This is a genomic window from Nocardioides sp. WJ219, from assembly GCF_058559815.1.
This window is the reverse complement of sequence record NZ_JBZUJV010000004.1, coordinates 299987-326624: the sequence shown is the minus strand read 5'-3', so window position 1 is coordinate 326624 and position 26638 is coordinate 299987. Positions and strand designations below refer to the sequence as shown.

Annotated in this window: 21 protein-coding genes; 13 read left to right on the top strand and 8 right to left on the bottom strand. The window is 73.4% G+C overall.

Going from position 1 to position 26638, the window contains the following annotated elements:
- Nucleotides 1-26: 26 nt before the first annotated feature.
- From AC4MBH_RS12335 to AC4MBH_RS12325, 3 genes are read right to left on the bottom strand one after another with little or no spacing between them, the layout of a single operon-like run.
- Nucleotides 27-998, bottom strand: coding sequence for a YihY/virulence factor BrkB family protein (locus AC4MBH_RS12335; RefSeq protein ID WP_491795170.1), 972 nt, complete (start codon nt 996-998; stop codon nt 27-29).
- A gap of 17 nt (nt 999-1015) precedes the next feature.
- Nucleotides 1016-1897 (bottom strand): alpha/beta fold hydrolase, encoded by an 882-nt coding sequence (locus AC4MBH_RS12330; protein ID WP_491795169.1) that lies wholly within the window; start codon nt 1895-1897, stop codon nt 1016-1018.
- A complete protein-coding gene (locus AC4MBH_RS12325) occupies nt 1894-2370 on the bottom strand; it encodes an EVE domain-containing protein (protein ID WP_491795168.1) in 477 nt (158 codons plus the stop codon). The genes AC4MBH_RS12330 and AC4MBH_RS12325 overlap by 4 nt, the downstream gene beginning before the upstream one ends.
- Before the next feature lie 49 nt (nt 2371-2419).
- On the opposite strand from AC4MBH_RS12325, the gene AC4MBH_RS12320 reads away from it, so the two are divergent.
- The gene (locus AC4MBH_RS12320; RefSeq protein ID WP_491795167.1) at nt 2420-3607 is read left to right on the top strand and encodes an FAD-dependent oxidoreductase; all 1188 of its coding nucleotides are present in this window, start codon (nt 2420-2422) and stop codon (nt 3605-3607) included.
- Between the two features lie 71 nt (nt 3608-3678).
- Entirely contained in the window at nt 3679-4914 is a 1236-nt protein-coding gene (locus AC4MBH_RS12315) for a S1C family serine protease (RefSeq protein ID WP_491795166.1), read from the top strand.
- Between the two features lie 285 nt (nt 4915-5199).
- Here AC4MBH_RS12315 and AC4MBH_RS12310 read toward each other — a convergent pair whose 3' ends face one another.
- On the bottom strand, nt 5200-6225 hold the full coding sequence (locus AC4MBH_RS12310) for a GNAT family N-acetyltransferase (protein WP_491795165.1): 1026 nt from the start codon (nt 6223-6225) through the stop codon (nt 5200-5202).
- Entirely contained in the window at nt 6222-7931 is a 1710-nt protein-coding gene (locus tag AC4MBH_RS12305) for an ABC-F family ATP-binding cassette domain-containing protein (protein WP_491795164.1), read from the bottom strand. The genes AC4MBH_RS12310 and AC4MBH_RS12305 overlap by 4 nt, the downstream gene beginning before the upstream one ends.
- Nucleotides 7932-8143: 212 nt before the next feature.
- On the opposite strand from AC4MBH_RS12305, the gene AC4MBH_RS12300 reads away from it, so the two are divergent.
- From AC4MBH_RS12300 to AC4MBH_RS12260, 9 genes are all read left to right on the top strand, one after another.
- Nucleotides 8144-9058 (top strand): endonuclease/exonuclease/phosphatase family protein, encoded by a 915-nt coding sequence (locus AC4MBH_RS12300; protein WP_491795163.1) that lies wholly within the window; start codon nt 8144-8146, stop codon nt 9056-9058.
- A gap of 55 nt (nt 9059-9113) precedes the next feature.
- Nucleotides 9114-9971: an endonuclease/exonuclease/phosphatase family protein gene (locus tag AC4MBH_RS12295; protein WP_491795162.1), complete on the top strand. Its 858-nt coding sequence runs from the start codon at nt 9114-9116 to the stop codon at nt 9969-9971.
- 87 nt (nt 9972-10058) lie between these two features.
- A complete protein-coding gene (locus AC4MBH_RS12290; protein ID WP_491795161.1) occupies nt 10059-11207 on the top strand; it encodes an acyl-CoA dehydrogenase family protein in 1149 nt (382 codons plus the stop codon).
- A 23-nt stretch (nt 11208-11230) separates the two neighbouring features.
- Nucleotides 11231-12403: an acyl-CoA dehydrogenase family protein gene (locus AC4MBH_RS12285; RefSeq protein ID WP_491795160.1), complete on the top strand. Its 1173-nt coding sequence runs from the start codon at nt 11231-11233 to the stop codon at nt 12401-12403.
- A gap of 157 nt (nt 12404-12560) precedes the next feature.
- The gene (locus AC4MBH_RS12280) at nt 12561-13313 is read left to right on the top strand and encodes an SDR family oxidoreductase (RefSeq protein WP_491795159.1); all 753 of its coding nucleotides are present in this window, start codon (nt 12561-12563) and stop codon (nt 13311-13313) included.
- Nucleotides 13314-13326: 13 nt separating this feature from the next.
- Nucleotides 13327-14127, top strand: a complete 801-nt coding sequence (locus tag AC4MBH_RS12275) for an SDR family oxidoreductase (RefSeq protein WP_491795158.1) — start codon at nt 13327-13329, stop codon at nt 14125-14127.
- Nucleotides 14124-15170 (top strand): phosphotransferase family protein, encoded by a 1047-nt coding sequence (locus tag AC4MBH_RS12270; protein ID WP_491795157.1) that lies wholly within the window; start codon nt 14124-14126, stop codon nt 15168-15170. The genes AC4MBH_RS12275 and AC4MBH_RS12270 overlap by 4 nt, the downstream gene beginning before the upstream one ends.
- The gene (locus tag AC4MBH_RS12265) at nt 15170-16336 is read left to right on the top strand and encodes an acyl-CoA dehydrogenase family protein (RefSeq protein WP_491795156.1); all 1167 of its coding nucleotides are present in this window, start codon (nt 15170-15172) and stop codon (nt 16334-16336) included. The genes AC4MBH_RS12270 and AC4MBH_RS12265 overlap by 1 nt, the downstream gene beginning before the upstream one ends.
- Nucleotides 16337-16725: 389 nt before the next feature.
- On the top strand, nt 16726-18921 hold the full coding sequence (locus AC4MBH_RS12260) for an MMPL family transporter (RefSeq protein WP_491795155.1): 2196 nt from the start codon (nt 16726-16728) through the stop codon (nt 18919-18921).
- An 11-nt stretch (nt 18922-18932) separates the two neighbouring features.
- On the opposite strand, the gene AC4MBH_RS12255 is transcribed toward AC4MBH_RS12260, so the two are convergent.
- Complete coding sequence (locus AC4MBH_RS12255; RefSeq protein ID WP_491795154.1) at nt 18933-19385, bottom strand: hypothetical protein; 453 nt, start codon at nt 19383-19385, stop codon at nt 18933-18935.
- 149 nt (nt 19386-19534) lie between these two features.
- Between AC4MBH_RS12255 and AC4MBH_RS12250 the strand changes: the two genes are divergently transcribed.
- Nucleotides 19535-24310, top strand: coding sequence for a 3-keto-alpha-glucoside-1,2-lyase-like domain-containing protein (locus tag AC4MBH_RS12250; protein ID WP_491795153.1), 4776 nt, complete (start codon nt 19535-19537; stop codon nt 24308-24310).
- A gap of 281 nt (nt 24311-24591) precedes the next feature.
- Here AC4MBH_RS12250 and AC4MBH_RS12245 read toward each other — a convergent pair whose 3' ends face one another.
- Nucleotides 24592-25197, bottom strand: coding sequence for a class I SAM-dependent methyltransferase (locus AC4MBH_RS12245; protein ID WP_491795152.1), 606 nt, complete (start codon nt 25195-25197; stop codon nt 24592-24594).
- Nucleotides 25190-26005 (bottom strand): tRNA pseudouridine(38-40) synthase TruA, encoded by an 816-nt coding sequence (gene truA, locus AC4MBH_RS12240; RefSeq protein WP_491795151.1) that lies wholly within the window; start codon nt 26003-26005, stop codon nt 25190-25192. The genes AC4MBH_RS12245 and truA overlap by 8 nt, the downstream gene beginning before the upstream one ends.
- A 224-nt stretch (nt 26006-26229) precedes the next feature.
- Here truA and AC4MBH_RS12235 point away from each other — a divergent pair, with 224 nt between their 5' ends.
- Nucleotides 26230-26517 (top strand): hypothetical protein, encoded by a 288-nt coding sequence (locus AC4MBH_RS12235; protein WP_491795150.1) that lies wholly within the window; start codon nt 26230-26232, stop codon nt 26515-26517.
- Nucleotides 26518-26638 lie beyond the last annotated feature (121 nt).

The following is a 26638-nucleotide window of genomic DNA, read 5'->3' as shown; positions in this document are numbered from 1 at the left end:
GTCTCAGATCTGCACGCACCCGGGGTTCAGTCCTCGACCAGGGTCTCTTGGGGGCGCCCCGGGTCGGGCTCCGCCGGCTCCGGCAGGTTGGCGCGCAGCGCCTCGAGCTGGGCGCACACCGCGACCCCGAAGAGCAGCGAGATCGACGACATCAGGCTCCACAGCAGCAGCGCCACGATGCCGGCGAGCGGGCCGTAGGTGCTGTCGAACGACGCGCTCAGCTTGACGTAGAGCGCGAGCCCGCCGGCGGCCGCCATGCTCAGCGCCACCGCCACGACGGCGCCGAGTGCCAGCCACGACAGGGCCGGCTGCCGGCGGCGTGGCGCGTGGTCGAGCAGCACCGCGACGGTCACCACGAGCAGCAGCAGCCCGGCCGGCCAGCGGGCGAAGGCCCACGTCGTCTGCGCGGTGTCGGACCAGCCGTACTCGGCCACCATCGCGTCGCCGAACGCGTCGCCGGCGACCAGCAGGAAGAAGCCCGCGCCCACGGGCAGCGCCAGCACCGCCGTGAACACCGCGGCACGGCCGTACTTCGCCAGGGCCGGGCGGTCGCGGCGGATGCCGTAGATCCGGTTGCTCCCCCGCTCGACCTGCGCCATCGCGGTGGCCATCGTGACCAGGGCGAGCAGCAGGCCGAGCACCAGCGCCACCTCGCCGCTGCGCTCCGACCCGCCCGCAACGGCGCCGGCCAGCGCGTCGTCGTCGTCCCCGCCGGGGGTCACCGCCTGGACGGTCCGCGCCACCACGCGCGACCACCGGGAGTCGTCGACGTCGGCCGCGAGGCCGGTCGCCGCCAGCAGGAAGGGCACGACACCGAGGCAGGTCTGCAGGGCCAGGGCCCGGCTGTTGGTGAAGCCGTCGCCGTAGCGGAACCGGACGAAGGCGCCGGTGAGCACGGTGCGGACCCCGTGGCGGCGCACCAGGTGCCAGGCGTCCTCGGCGTCGAGCTCCTCGCCGTCCATCTCGGTGGTGACGGGCACCAGGCGGGCGGTGGTCATCGGGCAAGCATGGCGGGTCAGCGCGAGGTGTGCGCGACCACCGCCGGCACCACCGCCTCCCACGTCGACCGGGGCGGCACCTGGTGGCCCATGCCGTCCACCACCAGCAGCCGGGCACCCGGGATGCTCGCCGCCAGCGCCTCGCCGTGGGCGAGGGGGAACATCGGGTCGTGGCTGCCGTGCACCACCAGCGTCGGAGCCCTGATCTCGCGGACGTCGAGCGCGGGCCCGTCGTCGTCGCCCGCGCCGACCGCGATCCAGTGGTTGCCGGCCGCGGCGACGTCGGTGCTGCGGTCGTACGCCGCGCCGGCGGCGGCGCGCGCGTCGTCGGCGTCGACGCCGAGCGGGCCGGCGAACGCCTGCTCGCCGGCGAGGAGCCAGCCGACGACCTGCTCGCGGTCGCCCCAGTCGGGCTCGGGCGGCGGGGACGCGAAGTACGCCGCCGCCACCGGCGCGGGGCCGGGCAGCGCCGAGCCGTCGACGCCGTCGACGCCGTCGACACCGCCGACCGGACTGGTGGCGACCAGGGTCAGGGACGCGACCAGGTGGGGGTGCTGCAGGGCGAGGCCCTGGGCGATGCCGCCGCCCATCGAGACCCCGACCAGGTGGGCCGGCCCCACGCCGAGCGCCCCGACGAGCGCGGCGGCGTCGCGGTCGAGCGCGCTGGCGTCGTAGGACGGCCGGCCGGGCGGGTCGGTGGTCGACCGGCCGGTGTCGCGGTGGTCGTAGCGGACGACGTGCCGACCACCCGCCGCGAGCCGCCCGCAGAGGTCGGCCGGCCACCAGTCCATCGACGCGGCGGCACCGGAGAGCAGCAGGACGGTGGGGTCGGCCGGGTCGCCGAAGGACTCGACGCACAGCTCGACGTCGCCGACGGGCACCAGACGCGCGTTGCTCATGGTGACCCCGACCCGATCACCCGTCCCGACTCATCGGCCGCGTCGCGCATGGCCCCGGCAATCGCGGCGAAGTCGCCCGCCGCGACCTCGAACAGGCCGCGCCGGAACGGCAACCCCCACCGCTCCTCGTCGTCGACGAACCCGAGCACCGGCAGCAGCGGCCGGACCGGCACCGGCGCCACCTGCTCGAACTCCACCCGCCGCCTCCAGGGCCGGACGTCGCCGACCTCGACCCGGTAGGGCTCGTCGTCGGCGACCACGCCGAGCGCGGTGAACTGCTGCAGCACCCGACCGGTGCGGATCGCCGTGCGCGGGGAGTAGAACGCGATGCCGTCGCCGCGGCCCAGCCGCCGCAACCGCGTGTCGCGCCCGTGGTCGGCCTGCGTGAAGCCGCCCTCCACCCCGAGGAGCACGTGCTCGAGGCTGATCGTGTTGATCCAGTAGTGGGTGCGCTGGTCGACGTCGGCGGGCATGCGGCGCAGGCTGCCACCGACCACCGACACCTGCTGGTTGGATCGGGGGGTGCGGGTCGGCGTCGTGGGGCTGGGGATGGGCGGGGCGACGCTCGCCTGCCTGCTCACCGACGCCGGTCACGACGTCGAGGTGCTCGAGCAGGCCGAGGACCCGGGGGCCGTCGGCGCCGGGATCTGGCTGCAGGGCATGGGGCAGCAGGTGCTCTCACGGCTGGGTCTCCTGGAGCCGTTGCGCGCGGTGTCCCGACCGGTCGGCCGTGTCGAGATCGTCACGGTCGGGGGTCGGCGCCTCGTCGACCTCGGGTACGACGCCCGCCCCGGCTCCGCGCCCGCGCTCGGCGTGCACCGCGGCGACCTGTTCACGCTGCTCCACGACGCCGTCCGCCGCCGCGGCGTGCCGGTCCGGCCCGGCGTCGCGGTCACCGGCGTCCGGCCGACCCCGCGCGGGATGACGGTCGAGTCGGCGGGCGGTGACGTCGCGTCGTACGACCTGGTCGTGGGGTGTGACGGCGCCCGGTCGCCGGTGCGGCGCAGCATGGGGGTGACCTCGCGCGACCGGCCCTACGAGTACGGCGCCCTCTGGGCCATCGTCGACGACGCCGCCGAGGCCGCCGCCGACTCGCTCTACCAGTGCCTGAGCGGGACCAGCACCTACCTGGGCGTCCTGCCCACCGGTCGGGGCCGGACGTCGCTGTTCTGGTCGGTGCGCCGGCGGGACATGGCCGCCACGGTCGCGGCCGGGCTGCCGGCCTGGCGCGACCGGGCCCGGCCCCACGCCGGCCCGTACGCCGACCTGCTCGACCGCGTCGAGGTGCTGCTGCCGGCGACCTACCGCGACGTCGTCGTCCGGGCGCCGTACCGGCTGGGCGACGGGAGCGGTCGCCACGCCGCCGCGCTCGTGGGCGACAGCGCCCACGCGATGAGCCCGCAGCTGGGCACCGGCACCTCGCTCGCGCTGGCCGACGCCTGGGTGCTGGCCGACGCGCTCGGCGCCGGGGCCGACCTGGCGACGGCGCTGCCGGCGTACGCCCGGCGGCGCGCGGCGCACGTGCGGTGGTACCAGTGGACGACGCGGCTCATGATGCCGGTGTTCCAGAGCGACCTGGCTCCCCTCGCGTGGCCGCGCGACGCCCTCGCGCCGCTGGTCACGCGGATCCCCGGCATGCCGTCGGTGCTCGTCGGCACGTTGTGCGGCGACCACACCTCGCCGTGGACGCGCGTGGCGCCGATCGCCTGACCGCCCAGGTTCTTCTCCACTGCCCAGCGCGGTCTCAGCCGGGTCATAGGGACGCGGCACATGCTCGAGACATGAACGAGATGCCGCCCCCGACGCCTGGCCCGCGGTTCGAGGACTACCCGCAGACACCGCCGCCTCCCCCGCCGTACTCGCCGCTCGCGCAGCAGGCCGGGCTGCTGCCCCCGAGGCGCGGACGGCGCGGCTTCGCGGCGGCGGTGGTCGTGGCCGCGCTGGTGGTCGGCGGCGGCGCGGGTGTCGGCGGCGCGGCGGCGTACGACGCCCTGGACGGTGACGAGACCACCCCGAGCAGCGGCACGACCGTGACCGCCTCGCCGGTGGTCAGCCGCGGCGAGGACGAGCCGGCGGGCCAGGGCACGGTCGAGCAGGTCGCCGCGTCGGTGCTGCCGTCGGTGGTCAAGCTCGACGTCAGCGGGGGCGCGGGGTCGGGGTCGGGCTCGGGGATCGTCCTCAGCTCCGACGGGCTGATCCTCACCAACAACCACGTCGTCGAGGTGGCCGAGGGCGGCGGCGCGATCACCGTGTCGTTCTCCGACGGCAGCCACGCCGCGGCCGAGATCGTCGGCACCGACCCGCTCACCGACACCGCGGTCATCCAGGCCGAGGACGTCGACGGCCTGACGCCGGCGACCATCGGGGAGTCCGGCGCGGTCGACGTCGGCGAGGAGGTCGTCGCGATCGGCTCGCCGTTCGGGCTCGACGCCACGGTCACCTCCGGCATCGTCAGCGCCCTGGACCGCCCCGTCGACGTCGGCACCGACGAGCGCGGCAACGCCACCGTCTACCCGGCGATCCAGACCGACGCCGCCATCAACCCCGGCAACAGCGGCGGCCCGCTGGTCGACCTCGACGGCCACGTGATCGGCATCAACTCCTCCATCCAGTCGACGCCGACCAGCGGCGGCGAGGCCGGGTCGATCGGCCTGGGCTTCGCGATCCCGATCGACCAGGTGCTACCGGTCGTGGAGCAGATGAAGGACGGCGAGACGCCCACGCACGCCCGGATCGGCGTCTCGGTGCAGGACGTCGCCGCCTCCGACGGCGCGATGGTCACCGACGGCGCCCAGGTCTCGCAGGTCACCGACGGCTCGGCCGCCGGCCAGGCCGGGCTCGAGGACGGCGACGTCATCACCCAGGTCGACGACACCCTGATCACCGGGTCGGACTCGCTGATCGCCACGGTGCGGTCCTACCGTCCCGGCGACGAGGTCACCCTCACCTACGAGCGGGACGGCCGCGAGGACACCGTCTCCCTCACCCTCGACTCCGACGCGGGCGCCACGCCCTGACCCGGACCCCCGAGCTGCCCTGGGGAGGGCAACCCCCGGCGGCCGCCGGTCATCTCTCGACCAGCGGCCGTCGGCGTGGCCCGCACGCCGACCCGTCGTACATGTACGACGGGTCGACGCTCATTTTCCGCTGACCCATCGTACATGTACGACGGGTCAGCGCGGGTTTCACGGTGACCCGTCGGCTCGTTGCGACGGGTCAGCGCGGATTTCGCGGTGACCCGTCGGCTCGTTGCGACGGGTCAGCGTCGATCTCACGGTGACCCGTCGGCTCGTGGCGACGGGTCAGCGGGCGAGGCGCTTCTGGAACTCGCCGAGACGGGAGACGGGGCGGAAGCCGAGCAGCTCGTTGACGCCGATCATGTGGTCGTTGACCTCGGCGTTCCAGGTGGCGACGCGGACGGCGTCGGGTCGCTCGCGCTGGAGGAGGCGCTGGTTGGCCACCTTGACCGCGAGGCCGAGGCGGTGGCCGCGGTGGTCGCGGTGCACGAGGGTGCCCCACTGGTAGGCCGTGCTGGTGCCGCCCTGCACGATCATCGAGTAGGCGACGACGGTGCCGGCGGCGTCGAGCGCGACCGAGTGGTACGCCGTGCGGCCCTGGCGGGCGAGGCTCGCCTCCTGCTCGCGCAGCCGGGCGACGTCGGCGTCGAGCGGCTCGATCTCGAGGTCGCCGACCGGCGCCTCGGTCATCAGGCTGCCGTCGAGCTCGACCCAGCCGGGCGCGAGGTCGTCGGGCACGGGGCCGGTCCACGACCGCAGCGCGTAGCCCTCGTGGTGCGGCGCGGCCTCGGCGGCGAGCCGGTCGAGCAGCGCGTCGTCGACCGGCAGGTCGAGCCACCGCTGGACGTCGCTGAGCCCGAGCCGGAAGCCCGCCGCGGTGGCGAAGGCGACGCCACGGGCGCCGGTGCCGTCGGTGCCGTGCTCGTAGGGCCAGGCGATGTCGGCGCCGAGCAGGGTGCGCCCCTCGGCCGCCGCGACCGCCTCCGCCGCGGCCAGCACCGCCCGCCCGTGGCCGCGACCCTGGTGGGCCGGCGCCACCGCCACCTCGACGTGGGCACTGGTCAGGTTGTCCCGCAGGGGGAGGTCGACCGCGCCGATGGCGACGACCTCGCCGTCGACCCGCCCGACCAGCCCGAGCTTGCGCTCGTCGGACGTGGGCTGCTGCCACTGCACTCGGGTCTCGGCCAGCGAGTGCACCCCCGCCTCCGCGACGCCGACGGCGGCCTCGGCGGCGGCGCGGTAGGCGTCGTACCAGGCGGCGAGGCCCGCCTCGTCGTGCGGGTCGAGGTCGCTGATCTCCAGGCTGCTCATCGCGTCCGCACGACCCGTCCCTCGTCCCAGACCGGGCCGTCGGACTCGTAGACCTCCCCGGCGGCGCCGTAGACGAGGAACCGGTCGAAGCCGCGGGCGAACCAGCGGTCGTGGGTCACCGCGAGCACCGTGCCCTCGAACGCCTCCAGCCCCTCCTCGAGCGCCTCCGCGCTCTGCACGTCGAGGTTGTCGGTCGGCTCGTCGAGCAGCAGCAGGGTCGCGCCGCTGAGCTCGAGCAGCAGGATCTGGAACCTGGCCTGCTGACCGCCGCTCAGCGACTCGAACTTCTGCTCGGCCTGGGCGCTGAGCTCGTAGCGGTCGAGGACCCGGCTGGCCTGCTCGCGGCCCATCCCGGCGCGCCCGATGCCGTCGGCCCGGCCGTCGCCGCGGTGCAGGATCTCGACCAGGGTGCGGCCCGTCAGCTCGGGGTGCTCGTGGGTCTGCACGAACCAGCCCGGGCGCACGCGGGCGCCGAGCTTGGCCTTGCCCCGGTGGTGGACCGGCTCGATCCGCAGGTCGCCGACCGGCTGGTGCTCGACGTCGGGGTCGCTGCCGCCGGCGGCCAGCAGGCGCAGGAAGTGGGACTTGCCGGAGCCGTTGGACCCCAGGACGGCGACCCGCTCGCCGTACCAGACCTCGAGGTCGAAGGGCCGCATCAGCCCGCTGAGCTCGAGGTCGGTGCAGACGACGGCACGCTTGCCGGTGCGGCCGCCCTTGAGCCGCATCGAGACCTGCTGCTCGCGCGGCTGCTCGGTGGGCGCCCCGATCTCCTCGAACTTGCGGAGCCGGGTCTGGGCGGCCTTGTACTGGCTGGCCATCCCGTCGTTGTACTCCGACTTGATCTTCATCCGCAGCACGAGGGCCTTGATCTTGGCGTGCTCCTCGTCCCAGCGCCTGCGCATCTCCTCGAAGCGCGCGAACCGGTCCTTGCGCGCCGCGTGGTAGCTGGCGAACCCGCCGACGTGGGTCCACACCAGGTTGCCGGCGTGGCCGAGCTCGACGGTCACGACGTGCGTGGCGGTGTTGTCGAGCAGCTCGCGGTCGTGGCTGATGAACAGGATGGTCTTGTCCGAGGCGCGGATGCGGTCCTCGAGCCAGATCTTGCCGGGTACGTCGAGGTAGTTGTCGGGCTCGTCGAGCAGCAGCACCTCGTCGGGGCCGGCGAGCAGGTACTCCAGCACCAGCCGCTTCTGCTCACCGCCGGAGAGCGTGCGCAGCTCGCGGTACTTCGCGCGGTCGTAGGACACGCCGAGCGCCTTGATCGTGCACACGTCCCAGGTGACCTCGAGGTCGTAGCCGCCCGCGTCGGCGTACTCGTGCAGGGCCTCGGCGTAGCGCATCTGCGTCTTCTCGTCGTCGGTCTCCATCAGCGCGAGCTCGCACCGGTCGACCTGGCCGGCAGCCTCGCGGATGCGTGCCGGGCTGACGCTGAGCAGCAGGTCGGCCACCGTGGGCTCCGCACCGTCGGCCCCCAGACCGGCCTTGACGTCCTGGCGCATCACGCCGAGCCCGCCGCTGCGGGTGACCGCGCCGGCGTGGGGCTGGAGGTCGCCGGTGACGATGCGCAGCAACGTCGTCTTGCCGGCGCCGTTGGCCCCGACCAGCGCGACCTTGGCGCCCTCCCCCACCCGGAACGACACGTCGTCGAGCAGCACCCGCCCGTCGGGGAGCTCGTACCTGATCCCGCTCACGTCCACATGTCCCACGAGCGACCATCATCCGGCACGACCGGGCTCCGGCGCACCGGCTTTCCGCCGCCAGGTCGGACCACGGACCTGCCGGTCATCCGCTGGTCACCGACCGTCCGACGTCCGTCCGCCGCCGCGTGGGCTGCCGGACCTCTGCCCGTCGACGACTGGACGGCCACCGGCCACGGCGTCGGCGGTCCCCCGCATCCTGGACTCGATAGACCTCGGGCATGACCGACGCGCACCGTCGTCCCGCCCCCTCCGCAGCCGTCCGCCCCGTCGTCCTGGTCGCCGTCCTGGCAGCCGTCGTCGCCGTCCTCGCGGCGTGCGGGCCCACGGCCGACCCCCGGTCCCGGGGGACCGTCCCCCCCGTGCCCGCCACCACGACCACCGCCGCCACCTCGGTCGCCCCGGTGCGCCACGTCGACCGGCCTCGGGTCGCGCCGCCGGCCCCGCCGCTGCGCCTGCGGGTCCTGCAGTACAACATCCGCTACGGCTCCGTGGGTCTCGACGGCGTCCTGAGCGACATCCGGCTCGCGCGCCCCGACGTCGTGCTGCTCAACGAGGTGGACGACCAGACCCGCACCGGCGGCGTCCACCAGGTGCGTCGCCTGGCCCGCCGGCTCGGGATGACCTGGGAGTACGACGCCAACAGCCGCACCCCGCAGGGCTCGCGCGGCAACGCCGTGCTGTCGACGTACCCGCTGTCCCGGCCCGTGCGCCACGACCTCCCGTGGCCCGCCGACACCCAGCCCCGGGGCCTGATGCGGGTGCTGGTGACGACCCCGACGACGCGCCTGGAGGTGTGGACGACCCACCTCAACCCCGGTGCCGGCACCGTCCCGCAGGCTGAGCGGGTGGCCGAGACCGTCGGCGATCCCGGCTGCACCACCATCGTCGGCGGCGACATGAACGACGGGCCGGGCACGCCCGTCGACGAGGCGCTGCGCCGCAACTCGCTGCGTGACGCGTGGCGGGCGGTGGGTCGGGGCCCGGGATACACCAACTACCAGGGCATCGAGCGGATCGACTACCTCTACTACACCGACGCGACCCCGCTCTCGATCCGGGTGGAGCCGCTGCGCAGCTCCGACCACCACGCCGTCCTCGGCGTGTTCGACCTCTCCCCGGCACGGGGCTGCTGACCGGCAGCCCGCAAAGATGAGAACGGCTCTCACGAGCGCGGGCTACACCTGAGGCATGCTCCGTCACACACGCTCGTCCTGGTCGTCCCCGCTCCGCACGGTCGCACTCGTCGCCGTGCTCTGCCTGGCCGGCACCGCCCTCGTGGAGGTGCCCGCGCGGGCCACCGGTGGTGCGGTCGCCACCGCGCACGTGGCTCCCGACCGGAGCGGACGGGCAGCGACCGAGCCGCTGCGGGTGCGGTTCCTGCAGTACAACATCCGCTACGGCTCGGGCGGCATCAACCGCGTCGCGGCCGACATCGCCCGCAGCGGCGCGCAGGTGGTGCTGCTCAACGAGGTGGACGACCGCCGGAGCACGGGCGGGATCCACCAGCCCCGCCACCTGGCCCGCCGCCTCGGCATGACCGCGGTGTACGACGCCAACAGCCGCACCCGGTTCGGCAGCCGCGGCGACGCGGTGCTGTCGCGCTTCCCGATCACCCAGGTGCGGCGCCACGACCTCTTCACCCCGCCCGGCACCCGGGCCCGGGGCGCGATGCGGGTCCGGCTGTCGACGCGCGTGGGCGGCCTCGACGTGTGGACGACGCACCTCAACCCCGGCCGCGGGACCCTGCGCCAGGCGACCCGGGTGTCCGCGCTGGTCGGCGACCCCGCGTGCGCCACCGTGGTCGGCGGCGACATGAACGCCGGGCCCGGCTCGCCCGAGGACCGGGTGCTGCGCACCCACCTGCGCGACCTGTGGCGCGAGGTGGTCGGCCGGCCCGGACCGACCAACTTCTCGCGCACCGAGCGCATCGACTACCTCTACTTCGAGCGCGCCGTGCCGCGATGGGCCCGCCTGACCCCCCGAGGTGCCTCCGACCACCGCGGCGTGGTGGGTGTGCTCCACGTCCGCGCCGATCAGGCTTGTTGACGGGCCCCTGGCGGGCCGTTGCTACTGGCGAGTTAGATGGGTGTGACCGTCCCCACCTGCCACAGATCGCCGATCCAGGAGGCCCGCATGCAGCTCGCCCTGTCCGAGGAGGACCAGAAGTTCCGCGAGGAGATGCGCGAGTTCTTCACCACCCAGGTGCCCGAGGAGATCCGCCGCACGGTGGCCGAGGGGCGCGAGCTGTCCCGTGACCAGATCGTCGAGAGCCAGCGGACCCTCAACGCGGCCGGCCTCGCCGTACCGCACTGGCCCGAGGAGTGGGGTGGCCGGGGCTGGACCGAGCTGCAGCGCCACATCTGGCACGAGGAGATGCAGGCCGCGTGCGTGCCGACGCCGCTGGCGTTCAACGCCAGCATGATCGGCCCGGTCATCGCCCAGTTCGGCACCCAGGAGCAGAAGGAGGAGTTCCTGCCCAAGACCGCCAACGTCGACATCTTCTGGAGCCAGGGCTTCTCCGAGCCCGACGCCGGGTCCGACCTGGCGAGCCTGCGGACCACCGCCGTCCTCGACGGCGACCACTGGGTGGTCAACGGTCAGAAGACCTGGACGACGCTGGGCCAGTACGGCGACTGGATCTTCACGCTCGTGCGCACCGACCCCGAGGTCAAGAAGCAGGCCGGGATCTCGATGCTGCTCATCGACATGCGGTCCGAGGGCGTCGAGGTGCGGCCGATCGAGCTGATCGACGGGGGCTACGAGGTCAACGAGGTGTGGTTCGACGACGTGCGGGTGCCGGCGGGGAACATGGTCGGTGAGCTCAACAGCGGCTGGACCCAGGCCAAGTTCCTGCTCGGCAACGAGCGTGTGGGCGTGGCACCGGTGGGCGCCACCAAGCGGGTGCTGGCCCGGGCCAAGGAGCGCGCCGCCGACCTGATCGCGGCCGACCCGCTGTTCCGGGCGCGGGTCGTCGAGCTCGAGAACGAGCTGCTCGCGCTCGAGCTCACCGCGCTGCGCGTCGCGGCCCACTCGGCCGGCGGCGAGCCCCACCCGGCGTCGTCGGTGCTCAAGCTCAAGGGCACCGAGCTGCAGCAGGCGGTCAGCGAGCTCGTCATCGACCTCGGCGGGCCGGCCACCCTCGCCTCGGGCGAGGGTGACGCCACGCTGGACTGGTACCGCCGCAGCACGCCGATCTACCTCAACCTCCGCAAGGCGTCGATCTACGGCGGGTCCAACGAGATCCAGCGCCAGATCATCAGCCGCGGCATCCTCGGGCTCTGAGCCGGACCGACTAGGAGACGGACATGGACTTCAGCTACGACGACGAGCAGACCGCCCTCCGCGACGCTGTGCGAGGACTGGTCGGCAAGGCCTACGCCGACTGGGAGCACCGCCGCCAGACCGCCGGGGCCGACCCCGGCTTCGACGAGCGGCTCTGGGCCCAGATGGCCGAGATGGGCTTGCTGGGCCTGCCGTTCAGCGAGGACGACGGCGGCGTCGGCGCCGGCCCCGTCGAGATCGCGATCGTGTGCCGCGAGCTCGGTCGCGTGCTCGCCCCCGAGCCCTACCTCGCCTCGGTCGTGTACGCCGGTGGGCTGGTCTCCGCGGTCGGCACGCCCGAGCAGCGCCAGGAGCTCCTCGGCGCGCTGTCCGAGGGCCGGAGCGTGCTCGCGTTCGCCCACGACGAGCCCGGCCGCCGCTGGAGCCCGTCGGCCCACGACGTCCGCGCGGCTGCCGACGGCACGCTCACCGGCACCAAGGACGCCGTCCTGCACGGCGCCCGGGCCGACGTCCTCGTCGTGTCCGGGGCGCTCGAGGGCGGCGGCACCGGGCTGTTCGTGGTCTCCGGCGACGCGCTGTCGTCGGGGTCGTCGGGGTCGTCGGTGCAGCGCGACGGCTACCCGCTGCCCGACGGCGGCCGCGCCGCGCGGATCACCTTCGACGCCACGCCCGCCACGCCGCTCGGCACGGCCGGCGCCGACGTGACCGGCAGCATCGCCACGATCCAGGACGTCACCCGGATCATGGCCGCCAACGAGGCGCTCGGGGCGATGCAGACCCAGCTCGCGGCGACCGTCGACTACCTCAAGAACCGCAAGCAGTTCGGCGTCACGCTCAACAGCTTCCAGGCGCTCACCTTCCGGGCCGCCGACATGTACACCAGCCAGGAGCTCACCGTCAGCCTGGTCGACTGGGCCACCATGGTCGTCGCCGGCGGCGACCCCGACGCGGTCGCCGACGCAGCGGCGCGCGTGGGCCTGCAGGTCAGCCGGGCCGGACGCCACGTCGGCCAGGAGGCGATCCAGCTGCACGGCGGGATCGCGATGACGGCGGAGTACAACGTCGGCACCTTCACCGCCCACCTCACCGTCCTCGACCACCTCCTCGGCGACGCCGGCCACCACCTGCGCGCCCTCGACGCGCGGCTGACGTCGTACGACGCCATCGACCCGCTCGACGTGGCGGCGGGCGTGTGAGCGGCCTGGCGACGGTGGTCGAGCCGCGGGGACGAAGTCACCGCGAGTCGAGGCCCCCGCAAGGTCCGTGCTCGCCGTACCCGTGCACCTCACCGGGTCTCGACCCGGGCTCGCTGGCGCTCGCCGGGCTCGACCACCCTCACCTGCGGACCATCGGATGAGGGGCCTGGCCGGCAAGACCGCCGTCGTCACCGGCGCCAGCCGCGGCATCGGCCTGGGCGTTGCGCAGCGCCTGGTCGAGGAGGGCGCGCGCGTGGTGATCACCGCGCGCAGGCCGGAGGCGCTGGCCGAGGCCGTGGAGACCCTCGGTGGGGCCGAGCACGCGCTCGGCGTCCCCGGCAACGCCGCCGACCCCGACCACCGCCGTGAGACCGTGGCGGCGGCGGTCGAGACGTTCGGCAGCCTCGACCTCCTGGTCAACAACACCGGCATCAACCCGGCGTTCGGGATGCTGATGGACCTCGACCTCGACGCCGCCCGCAAGATCATGGACGTCAACGTGGTCGCGGCCCTGGCCTGGACCCAGGAGGCGTTCCACGCCCGGATGAAGGAGCACGGCGGCGCGGTCGTCAACGTCTCCTCGCTCTCCGGCGTGCGGCCGGCGCCGTTCATCTCGATGTACGGCGCCAGCAAGGCCGCGCTGGTCTCCCTCACCGAGACCCTCGCCCAGGAGCTCGCCCCGGCCATCCGGGTCAACGCCGTGGCCCCGGCCGTGGTCAAGACCAGGTTCGCCGAGGCGCTCTACGTCGGCCGCGAGGAGGAGGCGTCGGCCGCCTACCCGATGAAGCGGCTCGGCGAGACCGACGACATCGGCGCGCTGGTGGCGTTCCTGCTCTCCGACGAGGCGTCGTGGCTGACCGGGCAGACCATCGTCGCCGACGGCGGCATCAGCCTGCAGGGCCAGCACTGATGGGCGGGCACTGATGGGGCACCAGGCGCTCGACGGGAAGGGCGCCGTCGTCACCGGCGCGGCCGGCGGGATCGGCCGCGCCCTCGCCTCGCGCCTGGTCGCCGAGGGCGCCCGGGTCGTCGTCAACGACCTCGACGCCGACCGGCTCGCGACCACCGCGGCGGAGATCGGGGCGGTCCCGCTGCCCGGCGACTGCTCCTCGACCGCCGGCGTCGACGAGCTCATCGCCGCCGCCGCGCACGCGCTGGGGCGCATCGACGTCTACTGCGCCAACGCCGGCATCGACCGGACGACGCCCGACAGCCTGCAGCTGCCCGACGACGAGTGGGCCCGGATGCTCGACGTCAACGTGATGGGCCACGTCCGCGCCGCCCGCGCGCTCGTGCCGACGTGGCTCGAGGGCTCGGGCGACGGCCGCGGCGGTCGCTTCGTCGTCACCGCCTCGGCGGCCGGGCTGCTGACGATGGTCGGTGCGGCGGCGTACTCCACCACCAAGCACGCGGCCGTCGGGTTCGCCGAGTGGCTCTCGGTCACCTACGGCGACCGCGGCGTCGCCGTCCAGGCCATCTGCCCCCAGGGCGTGCAGACCGCGATGCTCGACCAGGCCGGACCGCTCAAGGACCTGCTCTCCCGCGACGAGGCGCTGAGTCCCGACGCCGTCGCCGACGCCTGGGCGGCCTCCCTCGACGACGAGCGGTTCCTGGTGCTCCCCCACCCCGAGGTCGCCGGCTACTACGCCGCCCGAGCGGCCGACACCGACCGGTGGCTCGCCGGCATGCGGCGCCTGCAGTCCAAGGTCGACGGGCTGTCATGAGTCCGTCAGCGGTGCCCGGCTTCGACGCCGACGCGTTCCGGCGCTGGTACGACGACGTCCGCCCGGGCGAGCTCGCCGGCCCGGTCGAGGCGTCCCTGATCTCGGGCGGCAAGTCCAACCTCACCTACTCCGTCACCGACGGCACCTCCACGTTCGTCGTACGCCGCCCCCCGCTCGGCCACGTGCAGGCCACCGCCCACGACATGGGCCGGGAGTACACCGCGATGTCGGCGCTGGCCGGGTCCGACGTGCCCGTGCCGGCGACCTTCGCGCACTGCGCCGACCCCGCCGTGCTCGGCGCGGAGTTCTACGTCATGGAGAAGGTCGCCGGCGAGGCCTACCGCACCGCCGCACAGCTCGAGGAGGTCGGACCCGAGCGCACCGCCGGGCTCGCGGCCGCGATGGCGGAGGTGCTGGCGCGCCTGCACGCCGTGGTCCCCGAGGAGGTCGGGCTGGGCGACTTCGGGCGGCCCACCGGGTTCCTCGAGCGGCAGGTGCGCCGCTGGGGCCGCCAGCTCGAGGGGTCGGCCACCCGCCCGCTCCCCGACGCCGACGCCCTGCTGGCCCGGCTCGCCGGGTCAGTGCCGCCCGACGGCCCGCCCGGCATCGTGCACGGCGACTACCGCCTCGACAACCTGCTCACCGTGCCCGGCGACGCCCGGTCGTCGGGTGGGCCGGTGAAGGCGGTCGTCGACTGGGAGATGGCCACGCTCGGCGACCCGCTCACCGACGTCGCGCTGCTGCTGGTCTACGACGACCTGGGCAGCATCACCGGCGGCGGCGCCGTCGCCGACGCGAGCCGCGCGCCGGGCTACCCCGACCGCGACGCCCAGCTGGCGGCGTACGAGCGTGCGGGCGGTCGCCCGCTCGGCGACCTGTCCTTCCACCTCGGGCTGGCCTACCTCAAGATCGCGGTCATCCTCGAGGGCATCCACCACCGCTTCCTCGCCGGCCAGACCGTCGGCGACGGGTTCGACCGGGTCGGCGAGGCCGTCGAGCCGCTGCTCGCCGCCGGGCTCGACGCGACCACGAAGGGCACCTGATGGACCTCAGCCTCACCGACGAGCAGACCGCCTTCCGGCAGGCGGCCCGCGACTTCCTCGACCGCGAGGCGGTCCCGCACCGCACGCAGTGGGACCGCGACGAGTCCGTCGACCTCGCGATCGTGCCCAAGATGGCCGCGCTCGGGTTCTTCGGGCTCACCATCCCCGAGGAGTACGGCGGCCTCGGCGGCGACTACGTCACCTACGCGCTCGCGATGGAGGAGCTGGGCCGGGCCGACTCGGCCCTGCGCGGCATCGTCTCGGTGAGCAGCGGGCTGGTCGGCAAGTCGATCCTGTTCCACGGCACCGAGGAGCAGAAGCGCGAGTGGCTGCCCCCGATCGCCTCGGCCGAGGTGCTCGGCTGCTTCGGGCTCACCGAGCCCGGCACCGGCTCCGACGCCGGCAACCTGACCGCCCGCGCCGTCCGCGACGGCGACGACTGGCTGATCACCGGGCAGAAGCTGTTCATCACCAACGGCACCTGGGCCCAGGTCGCGCTCGTCTTCGCGCGCACCGGCGCCCCCGACTCCGGCGCCCGCGGCATCTCGGCGTTCCTGGTCCCGACCGACGCCCCCGGCTTCGAGGCCCGCGAGATCAAGGGCAAGCTCGGCCTGCGCGGCCAGGCCACCGCCGAGCTGTTCCTCGACGACGTCCGCGTGCCGGCGTCGGCGATGCTCGGCGGCCCCGAGGGCGAGGGCCGCGGCTTCAAGGTCGCGATGTCCACCCTCGACAAGGGGCGGCTCGCCGTCGCCGCCGGCTGCGTCGGCATCGTCCAGGGCTGCCTCGAGACGTCGGTCGCCTACGCCAAGGAGCGCACCCAGTTCGGCCGTCCGATCGCCGGCTTCCAGCTGGTGCAGGACATGATCGCCGACATCTCGCTCGACGCCGACGCCGCACGGCTGCTGGTCTGGCGCACCGCCGACCTCGTCGACCGGCACGAGCCGTTCGGCGTCGCGGCGTCCAAGGCCAAGCTGTTCGCCTCCGAGGCCGCCGTCCGCGCCGCCAACCTGGCGATCCAGATCCACGGCGGCGCCGGCTACGTCGATGAGTACCCCGCCGCGAAGTACCTGCGCGACGCCCGGGTGATGACGCTGTACGAGGGCACGAGCCAGGTGCAGAAGCTGCTGATCGGGCGGGCCGAGACGGGGATCAGCGCGTTCGTGTGAGGTCGGGGGCCCCGGGTGCGGGATTACCCGGTGAACCGGGGAATCCCGCACCCCCCGGGATCCCACGCGTCACACCAGGCCCGGGCGCACCACTCCCCAGGCAATACCTGAACTTCCCGGGCAATGCATTGCCCGGGAAGTTCAGACTTCCCCGGTGGACCGGAGAAACCTCGCCCCCGATCCCACGCGCACCAGATTTCACCGGTGAACCGGTGAAATCCCGCCCGCCCCGCCCCACGACCACCAGACGTCACCGCCCCATCAAGCAGCCGACCCAGCACGGGCCCGACGCCCCCGCCCGACCCGGGCTGGCATCATCGTCCCCGCCGTGCCGCCGGGGCCGGCGATGCCGGCGGTGCCGGCGGTGCCGTGGTCGGGACGGGGGACGAGTGCTGCAGCGACTGGGCGCCTGGGTCGCCCGCCACTGCCGGCTGGTGCTGGCCTGCTGGACCCTCGTGGCCGTGGCCGGCGCCGTGCTCGGTGGCGGTGTCTACGACAAGACCGAGCCGATCGACGGCACCCGTCCCGGCCTGGAGTCGACCGAGGTCACCGAGCGCCTCGACCGTCTCGTGCCCGAGGGCGAGACGGTCGTGGCCGTCATCGGGGGTCAGGACCTGTTCAGCACCGGGCTCCTCGAGCAGTTCACCCAGGCGGTCACCGAGATCCGCGGGATCGAGGGAGTCGCGCGGGTCGGTGACCCCTACAGCGGCGGCGGACCGGCCGGCGGCGACGGCACCACGGCCCTGGTCGAGGTCGAGCTCCAGCGCGACCTCGGCGAGGACGAGGCCGTCGCGGTCGCCGACCGGGTGGCCGAGGTGCTGCGCACGATCGACGCCCCGCAGGTGCTCGTCGGCGGCGAGGTGCTGGCCGAGCGCGACTTCGCCGACCAGGCCATCGCCGACACCGTCCGGGGCGAGGTCGTCGCACTGGTGTTCCTCTGCGTCGCGCTGCTCCTGGTCCTGGGCGGGGCGCGCGCCGCGGCGCTCCCCCTCGCTGCCGCCGTCGCGGTCATCGCCACCACCCTGCTGGCCCTGACCGCCGCGGCGAGCGCCGTGGCCGTCAGCGAGTACGCCGTCAACATCGTCACGCTGCTCGGCATCGGCCTCGCCGTCGACTACAGCCTGCTGATCGTCTTCCGCTACCGCGAGGAGGCGGCCGCCGACCGCAAGGCGACCGTGGAGACGCTGCTCTCGCGGACGACGGCCACCGCCGGACGGGCCGTGATCGTCTCCGGGCTCGCGGTGGGCACCGCGATGACCGGCCTCGTCGTCCTGGCCGACCCCCTCCTGTCCGCGATGGCGCTCGGTGGCGCACTCGTGGTCGCGCTGGCCACGGTGGCCGGCCTGACCCTGGTGCCGGCCCTCGTCGCGGTGACCCACCGCCACATCCCCGCACGCGGCCGGCGTACCTGGGTCTGGCGCGCACGCGCCCGCAGCCGGACCCCCGGCACGTTGGCCGGGCTGGCGAGGTTCGCCCAGCGGCGCCCGGTCGCGGTGACGGTGGCCGTGGTCGGCACCCTGCTGGTGCTCGGCGTCCCGCTGCTGCAGCTCGAGCTCGCCAACTCCGACGAGCGCGCCCTGCCGGCCGGCAGCGAGGCACGGGAGACCGCCGAGCTGGTCGACGAGGCGTTCGACGAGGGCGCCCTCCGGCCGCTCACCGTGCTGGTCGACGGCGACCCGGCCGTCGAGGAGGTGCAGGCACTGCTCGTCGAGCTCGACGAGCTGCCGGGAGCCGCCGGCGCCTTCGTCCTGGAGGACCTCGACGGCGTGACCTGGGTGGAGGTCGTGCCCGAGGGCCAGCCCGACGGGCCAGACGCGCAGGAGCTCGTCCGCGCGGTCCGCGACCTCGACGGCCTGCCGCTGCAGGTGGGCGGCCCGGCCGCTGAGCTGGTCGATGCCAAGGCCTCCACCGCCGAGCGCCTCCCGGTCGCGCTGGTGCTGATCGTGCTGGCCACGATCGCGCTCCTGCTCGTGCTCACCGGGTCGGTCGTGGTCCCGGTCAAGGCGCTGCTGCTCAACCTGCTCACCCTCACCGCCACCCTCGGCGTGCTGGTGGCGGTGTTCCAGTGGGGGTGGGGCTCCGGGCCGCTCGGCTTCGAGCCCTGGGGGGCCCTCGACCTCACCACGCCCCTGCTGCTGCTCGTCCTCGTCTTCGGCCTGTCGATGGACTACGAGGTCTTCCTGCTCTCCCGGATCAAGGAGGAGTGGGACCGGCGCCGCGACGACAGCCGCGAGGCCAACGACCGCGCCGTGCTCGTCGGCATCACCTCCACCGGTCCCGTCGTCACCGCCGCCGCGATCTGCATAGGCATCGTCTTCGGCGGCTTCGCCGTGGGCGAGCTGGTCGCCGTCAAGGAGATCGGCATCGGGATGAGCGTGGCGGTCCTGCTCGACGTCACCGTCGTGCGCGGCCTGCTGCTGCCCGCGGTGATGACGCTGCTCGGCACCTGGAACTGGTGGCGCCCGTTCCGTCCGCCCCCTCCGCCTCTCCCACCCCCGGCGGCACCAGCCAAGAGCGGCAAGACCGGCAAGAGCGGCAAGGGCGGCAAGCGCGGCCCGGACGGCGCCCGCGCCGCGTCCCGCTGACCGCAGGGGTCTCAGCCGCGCGTGCTCCACCGCTCGACCACCGGCCGGACGGCGCGCAGCCGCAGGCCGTGGTCGCGGAAGGTGCCGGCGACGATGCCGTCGCGGGTGGTCATCAGGGCCAGGAGCAGGTGGCCGGTGGTGACCCGCGGTCCGGCGGTGGTCCCGCGGAGCCCGAGGGCCCTGATCAACAGCTCGCGCGTGGCCTCGGTCAACTGCCGCCCGCCCCAGTCGGGTGGATGGTCGAAGGGCGGGTTGACGGCGACCAGCACGCTCGGCAGGTCGATCCCGACCGCCTCGATCTCCTCGACCTCGATCGTGTCCGCCGCGGCCAACCACCGCCGGTCGAGGGTCAGCCGCAGCTCGTCGGGGTCGGTCGCGAGGTCGCGCAGCACGTCGCGCACCAGCGGGTCGGCCAGGAGCGCACGCATCAGGTGGTGCGGGTGCACGTCGCGACGGTCCGTCACCCTTTGGACGGTATCTCGGAAAGTTTCGTCCGATCCCTAGACAAAAGTCGTGTGACGGTCGGCATAATGCAGGGGAGCAGTCTGTGATTGCTGTCACCACTCCGGAAGGACGCCTCGACGTGCCCGCTTCTCCCTTGCACCACCCGCCCGTGAGGAGCCGCGCTCGCCGCCTCCTCTCCGGCGGTCTTGCCGTCGCCCTCGGCGCCGGCGTCATGGCCGCGATGGCGGCACCGGCCTCGGGCGCCGGCGCCGCGGTGGCCAGCCTGGCTCCGCCTGCTGGCGACGAGCCCGGCGTGACCATGCGCGTCTACCGGGTCGCCGCGGGACTCACCTCGCTCTGCACCCTCAAGCCGGCGACGACGCCCAACGTCGACAAGCTGATGCCGAACATCAACTGGACGACCAACGCCCAGTTCAGCAGCACCCAGGACGCGATGGCGGACAACTTCATCGCCCACGCGCTGGCCAACCTCACGATCGACGTCGAGGGCACCTACGAGTTCCAGCTGACCAGCGACGACGGCTCACGGCTGTTCATCGACGGCAAGCAGATCATCAACAACGACGGTCTGCACGGCGCCGTGGCCAAGACCGGTTCGGTCACGCTGACCGCCGGCGTGCACGACCTCCGCACGGAGTTCTTCGAGGCGACCAACGGCCAGGAGCTCACCCTGCGGTGGCGCAAGCCCGGCCAGAGCACCTTCAGCCTCGTCGGCAACGACGTCCTCTCGACCAAGTCCGGCGTCACCCGCGTCGTCGCCCCCGGCACCAAGGAGTGCGAGGGGGCCTACGACGCCCCCGGTGACGGCCTCCCGCTCAACACCGTGAACCCGGCCTACAAGCTCGTCACCCTGCGCGACCCGAGCTGGCAGCCCGACGTGACCGGCCTGGCCTGGGAGGGCGACGACCTGCTCGTCCTCACCTGGGGCGGCACCGGCAGCCCGACCAACCAGACCTCCGAGGGCGAGCTGTGGCGCCTCGCGGGCGCCCGCACCGCCGACGGCCCGGCCGACATCGTCAGGACCAAGCTCTACGGCGGCATGCGCGAGCCCCAGGGCCTCGCCCTCGTCGACACCAACAGCGACGGCACCAAGGAGTACTGGGTCTCCGAGAAGGACGGGCTGATCCGGCTCGACAACACCGACGCCGACCCCGAGCTCGACTCCGAGTTCCGGCTGTGGGAGGTGCCGACCAGCGGCAACTTCCACGAGTTCGCCTTCGGCCTGCTGCACCGTGACGGCAAGTTCATCCTCAACACCTCGGTGTCGATCGACTACGGCGGCGCGACGACCAACCCGCAGCAGGCGCCGCTCGGCGCCGGCGGGGTCCAGATGCGCGGCAACACGGTGGAGATCGACGACACCACCGGTCAGGCGACAGTGGTCGCCGGCGGCCTGCGCACCCCCAACGGCATCGGTTTCGGGCCCGAGGACGGCGTCTTCGTCACCGACAACCAGGGCGGCTGGCTGCCGTCGTCCAAGCTCGTGCACATCAAGCAGGGCCGGTTCTTCGAGCACCGCACCAACCCGGCCGGCCCGTTCCAGAGCAGCCCGGTGACCAAGCCGGTCCTGTGGATGCCGCAGAACGAGATCGCCAACTCGCCGAGCACGCCGGTGATGGTCCCCGACGGGCCCTTCGCCGACCAGCTGCTCATCGGTGACGTCACCTACGGCGGCCTGCAGCGCGCCTTCCTCGAGAAGGTCGAGGGCGAGTACCAGGGCGCGCTGTTCCGCAGCACGCAGGGCCTCGAGGCCGGCGTCAACGAGGTCCTCATGGACCCCAGCGGCACGATCGTCATCGGCGGCATCGGTGGCGGCGGCAACTGGGAGCAGTCGGGCAAGCTGCCCTACGGCCTGCAGATGCTGGTCCCCACCGGCCAGACCGCCTTCGAGATGAAGTCGATGGAGGTCGTCGAGGGCGGCTTCGAGATCACCTACACCGAGCCCGTCTCGGCCGCGACGATCGCCGAGCTGGAGACCAAGTACGAGGTCGAGCAGTGGCGCTACCGCGCCACCGCGGCGTACGGCGGCGACAAGCTGGACCAGGAGACCCTCGACGTCACCTCGGCCACCGCGTCGGCTGACGGCACCACCGTCACCCTCGCGGTCGACGGCCTGAAGCCCGACCGGGTCGTGCACCTGCGCTCCCCGCGTCCCTTCGCCTCGGCCGACGGCGACCCGCTCTACAACACCGAGGCCTGGTACACCCTCAACAGCTACCCGGGCTACGTCGCCCCGCCCGCCCCGCCGGCCATTCCCGGCCTGTACGAGCTCGAGGACCAGGTCCTCGGCGGCACGGCCACCCCGCAGACCGAGCACGCCGGCTACAGCGGCACCGGCTTCGTCGGTGGCTTCAACACGGTAGGCGCCTCGATCACCACCGCGGTCACCGCCACCGAGGCCGGTGAGCACGAGGTCGCGCTGCGCTACGCCAACGGACCCGACCCGTTCGCGGGCCCGAAGAAGCTCTCGCTCGTCGTCAACGGCGTCGAGCAGCAGATCTCGCTGCCCTCGACCGGCACCTGGAAGACCTGGGGCACGTTCCGCTTCAAGGTCGACCTCACCGAGGGGCTCAACAACGTCGTCCTGCGCTACGACGCCGACGACGACGGCAACGTGAACCTCGACCTCCTCAAGTTCGTCCCCGAGCGCGGCACTCTCTACGAGGCCGAGGACGGCGAGCTCGAGAACGGCGCCAAGGCCGACACGGAGCACGCCGGCTACACCGGCAGCGGCTTCATGGGCGGCACCTGGAACCAGGGTGCGAGCACCACGATGAAGGTCCACGCCGCCGAGGCGGGCGACCACCCGACGACCATCCGGTTCGCCAACGGTCCCGACCCGCAGCCCAACCAGACCAAGCACATGACGGTCACGGTCGGCGACCAGGTGCAGCGGGTCGCCTTCCCGCCGGGCGGCAGCTGGAAGACCTGGCTGACCAAGGACGTCGTCCTGCCGCTCGAGCTGGGTGAGAACACGGTCAAGATCGCCTATGCCACCGGCGACGAGGGCAACGTCAACATCGACCACCTCGCCGTCCGGATGCCCGGGGCCCTCGACTGCGGCACCGAGCCGGTCGCGGCGAACGACGAGTTCGACGGTGCCGCGCTCGACCCGTGCCGCTGGAACGTCGTCAACGAGGTCCGCGCCGGCTACCGCCTCGCCGGCGGCAAGCTGGAGATCAACGCCCGGGCCGGTGACCTCAGCGGTGGCACCACCTCCGTCGAGAACCTCGTCCTGCAGAAGACCCCGCAGGCCGACAACACCTGGACCGTCGAGACCACGGTCGCCGTCGACGGCACCGACGACTACATCCAGTCCGGTCTCGTGGCCTACGGCGACGGCCAGAACTACGGCAAGCTCGTCGTGATGAACCACCCGCAGGAAGGCTGGGTCGTCGAGCTCGGCAAGATCACCGGCGGCGGGCTGGCCTACAGCCAGCCGGTCACGAAGCTGCCGGTCGGCGCCAACGTCACCGGCGTCCGGCTCAAGCTGATCTCGGACGGGTCGGCGCTGCGTGGTCAGTACTCCGTCGACGGCGGCACCACGTGGGTCAACGTCGGGCCGCAGCCGGGTGGGTCGACCTTCGGCCTGACCGGGATCAACCGTCCGATGCTCGGGCTGGCGGCTTACAACGGCGCGGGCAGCGAGATCGCCCGGTTCGACGACTTCCTCGTCACCGACACCGCCCTCCCGGCCGACACCTGCGTCCCCACGACCGCCGAGGCGGGCTACGAGGTGCTGTACGACGGCACCCGCGCCGACCTCACCGACGGTTGGCGGATGGCCGGTGGCGGCGAGATGGTCCACCAGCCCGCGACGGCTCCGGAGAACGTGCGCTGCTCGATCCTCACCGCTGGTGGTTTCGGTCTGCTGTGGCACACCGACCCGATCGACCACGACTACTCGCTGAAGCTCGAGTGGATGAAGCCCGGCAACGGCAACTCCGGTGTCTTCGTCGGGTTCCCGGACCCGCAGGGCGGCACGCAGGGCCCGATCGACAAGGGTCACGAGGTCCAGATCGACGAGACCGACGCCGACAACAAGACGACCGGTGCGATCTACAACTTCCAGGGCGCCGACAAGGCCGCCCGGGACGCCGCGCTCAAGGCAAACGGTCAGTGGAACAGCTACGACATCCGGGTCGAGGGTGACCGGATCCGGGTCTACCTCAACGGTTCCCTGATCAACGACTTCCTCGACACCGACGCCAACCGGATGAACCTGCCGTCCTACATCGGGCTGCAGACCCACGGTGCCGCCGAGGACCAGGTCTACTTCCGCAACGTCCGGATCAACAACCTGGAGGAGCCGGACGTCGCCACCTCCACCACCACCGCGACGGCGACCCCGTCCACGGTGCAGGTGGGCGGCACGACCGACATCGCCGTGACCGTGGCCGCCGACGGCGCCACGCCCACCGGCGAGGTCACGGTCAAGGACGGCACCACGACCGTCGGCACCGGCACGTTGGTCGACGGCAAGGCGACGGTCAAGGCCGGTCCGCTGACCACCGTCGGTACGCGCACCCTCACGGTGGGCTACGCCGGCAACGACTCGGTGAACCCCAGCGAGACGACCGTCCAGGTCGTGGTCAAGGCCAAGCCGGCGCCGGCGCCGGCGCCGGTCCTCACGGTCAACCCGCGCAAGGTCGACGCCGACAAGGCACGACGCGTCGGCACGGCCAAGGCGACCTGCAAGCCCGTCGGGGTGCGCTGCGTCGGAACCGTGACGCTGAAGTACAGCGGCAAGGTCCTGGGTTCCGGCAAGGTCTCCATCGCCGGTGGCAAGACCGGCACCGTGCGGATCTCGCTCAACAAGCAGGCCCGCAAGGTGCTCGCCAAGCGGGCCCAGGTGAAGGGCTTGCTGGTCGTCGCGCTCAACGGCGGCGGACGCAGCACGGTCACGGTCACGTTCAAGCGCTGACCCGCACCTGATCAGCGCCCCGGCGCGCGTCGTGCTCACGCACGGCGCGCGCCGGGGTGTTTTTCTAGCCCCCGCTGGCTCGAGCCGCCCCGGCAGGGTGCCTTCCCGCACCGGGTCTCGACCCGGGCTCGTTCCGCACCCGGCTCGACCACCGCGGCCACCCGACGCTGGTCGAGCCGTCCGAGCGCCAGCGAGGACGAGTCGAGACCCCCGCAGGGTGCCTCCCATCGCCCGGGTCTCGACCCGGGCTCGTTCCGCACCCGGCTCGACCACCGTCACCCTCAGGCGCGGCGCGACTCCAGCACCCGGAAGCCCTTGGCGCTCGCCAGCCGCTCGGTCGGGAAGCCCTGCTCCCCCAGCCAGCGCTGCAGGGAGTCGGCACCGAGGTTCTTGCCGACCACCAGCACGGCGCGACCGCCCGGCGCGAGGCGCGGGAGCCAGGTCAGCAGCAGGTCGTGCAGGGCCGGCTTGCCGATCCGGATCGGGGGGTTCGACCAGATCTCGTCGAACGTCGCCGCCGGGTCGACCGCCTCGGGGGTCGCGGCCACCAGGCGGTCGACGACGCCGAGGGCGGCGGCGTTGTCGCGGGTCAGGAGCAGCGCGCGCTCGTTGACGTCGACCGCGGTCACCCGGGCCGCGGGCAGTGCGAGCGCCACGGCGAGCCCGATCACGCCGTAGCCGCAGCCGAGGTCGAGCACCGACGCGACGTCGCCCGTCGGCGGAGGGGTCTCGCGGAACAGCGCGGCGGTCCCCACGTCGAGCCGGCCCTGGGCGAAGACGCCGGAGCCCGTGTCGAGCGTCATCCGGCGTCCCCACACGTCGACCTCGACCGCGGCCCGCCTGAACGGCACCGACGGGTCGGCGGTGAAGTAGTGCTCCTCAGCCATCGACGTCACCGCGCACCCGGCGCGCCATCGTCTGCGCGGCCCGCGGGGCGAGCTCGTCGTCGGGCGGGTAGGCGACCTCCTCGAGCGTGAGGCCGTGGGCGTGGACGACGGCGACCGCGGCGTCACGGCGTTCCGCGCGCAGGACGTCCGCCGCCCAGGAGGCTGGACGGCGTCCCTCCCCCACCGCCAGCAGGCAGCCCACCAGCGAGCGCACCATGCTGTGGCAGAACGCGTCGGCGCGCACGGTCGCGACCGCGACGCCGGCCTCGTCACGGGTCCAGGACAGTTCGAGCAGGGTGCGGATCGTGGTGGCACCCGCACGCTGCTTGCAGAACGACGCGAAGTCGTGCCGCCCGACCAGCAGCGCCGAGGCCTGGTTCATCGCCTCGAGGTCGAGCGGTCGGGGCCAGGCCAGGACGTGCGCGCGGGACAGGGGGTCGAGCAGGTCGGGCGCGTCGGCGACGCGGTAGGCGTAGCGGCGCCACAGCGCCCCGAAGCGGGCGTCGAACCCGGGCGGCGCCCCGGCCACGCGGCGGACCCGCGCGTCGGGGGGCAGGACGCCGTTGAGCCGGCGGACCAGCCGGTCGGGCAGCGTGTCGTCGGCGACGTCGGTGTGCACGACCTGGCCCCGAGCGTGGACGCCGGCGTCGGTGCGTCCGGCGCAGACCACCGCGACCTGCCCGGGCGGGAGCCGCAGCACCGTCGCGAGCGCCGCCACCAGCTCACCCTGCACGGTCCGCAACCCCGGCTGGGCCGCCCACCCGTGGAACCCGCTGCCGTCGTAGGCGAGGTCGATCCGGAGGCGCACCGGTCCATCCTCCCGCACGCGGGCCGGCCGGTCGCAGCGGCCGCCGCGGAGACGTGGATCACGGCCGCACCGGGGCGCTATCACCCGAACGGGTTGTTGGTTGCCAGCCGGAAGGGACACCGGTGAGTACGGACGAGGCTCCCCCCAACTGCGCCCGCGCCCCGGACCGACCCGGTCCCGTTCCCACCGCCTCGGCGTGCGTCTATCCATGAGGAGAAAACACCATGAGCACCACGACCAACCACAACCCCACCAGCGCCCGGCGCGTCAGCACCGAGACCAAGGCGTCGTTCAAGACCACCGAGCTGATCGCCTACGTCGTCGCCGTGATCGGCGTCCTCGTCGCCTCGGCCGTCTCCGACGGCGAGAGCGACTTCGGACCCCAGGACGCCTGGTTCCTGGTCACCCTGCTGACCATCGGCTACCTGGTCAGCCGCGGCCTGGCGAAGTCGGGCAGCCGGGACTTCTACGACCGTGACGAGCACGACAACGGTGGCGCGAACCGCCACTGATCGACCGGTGACGGCGCGGCCTCGACGAGGTCGCGCCGTCGCCGTTCCCCCGCCCCTCCACCCTCCTACCCGAGGACCTGACCGTGTTCTTCTTCAGCAACCGGCTCGGCTGCGTCGGCTC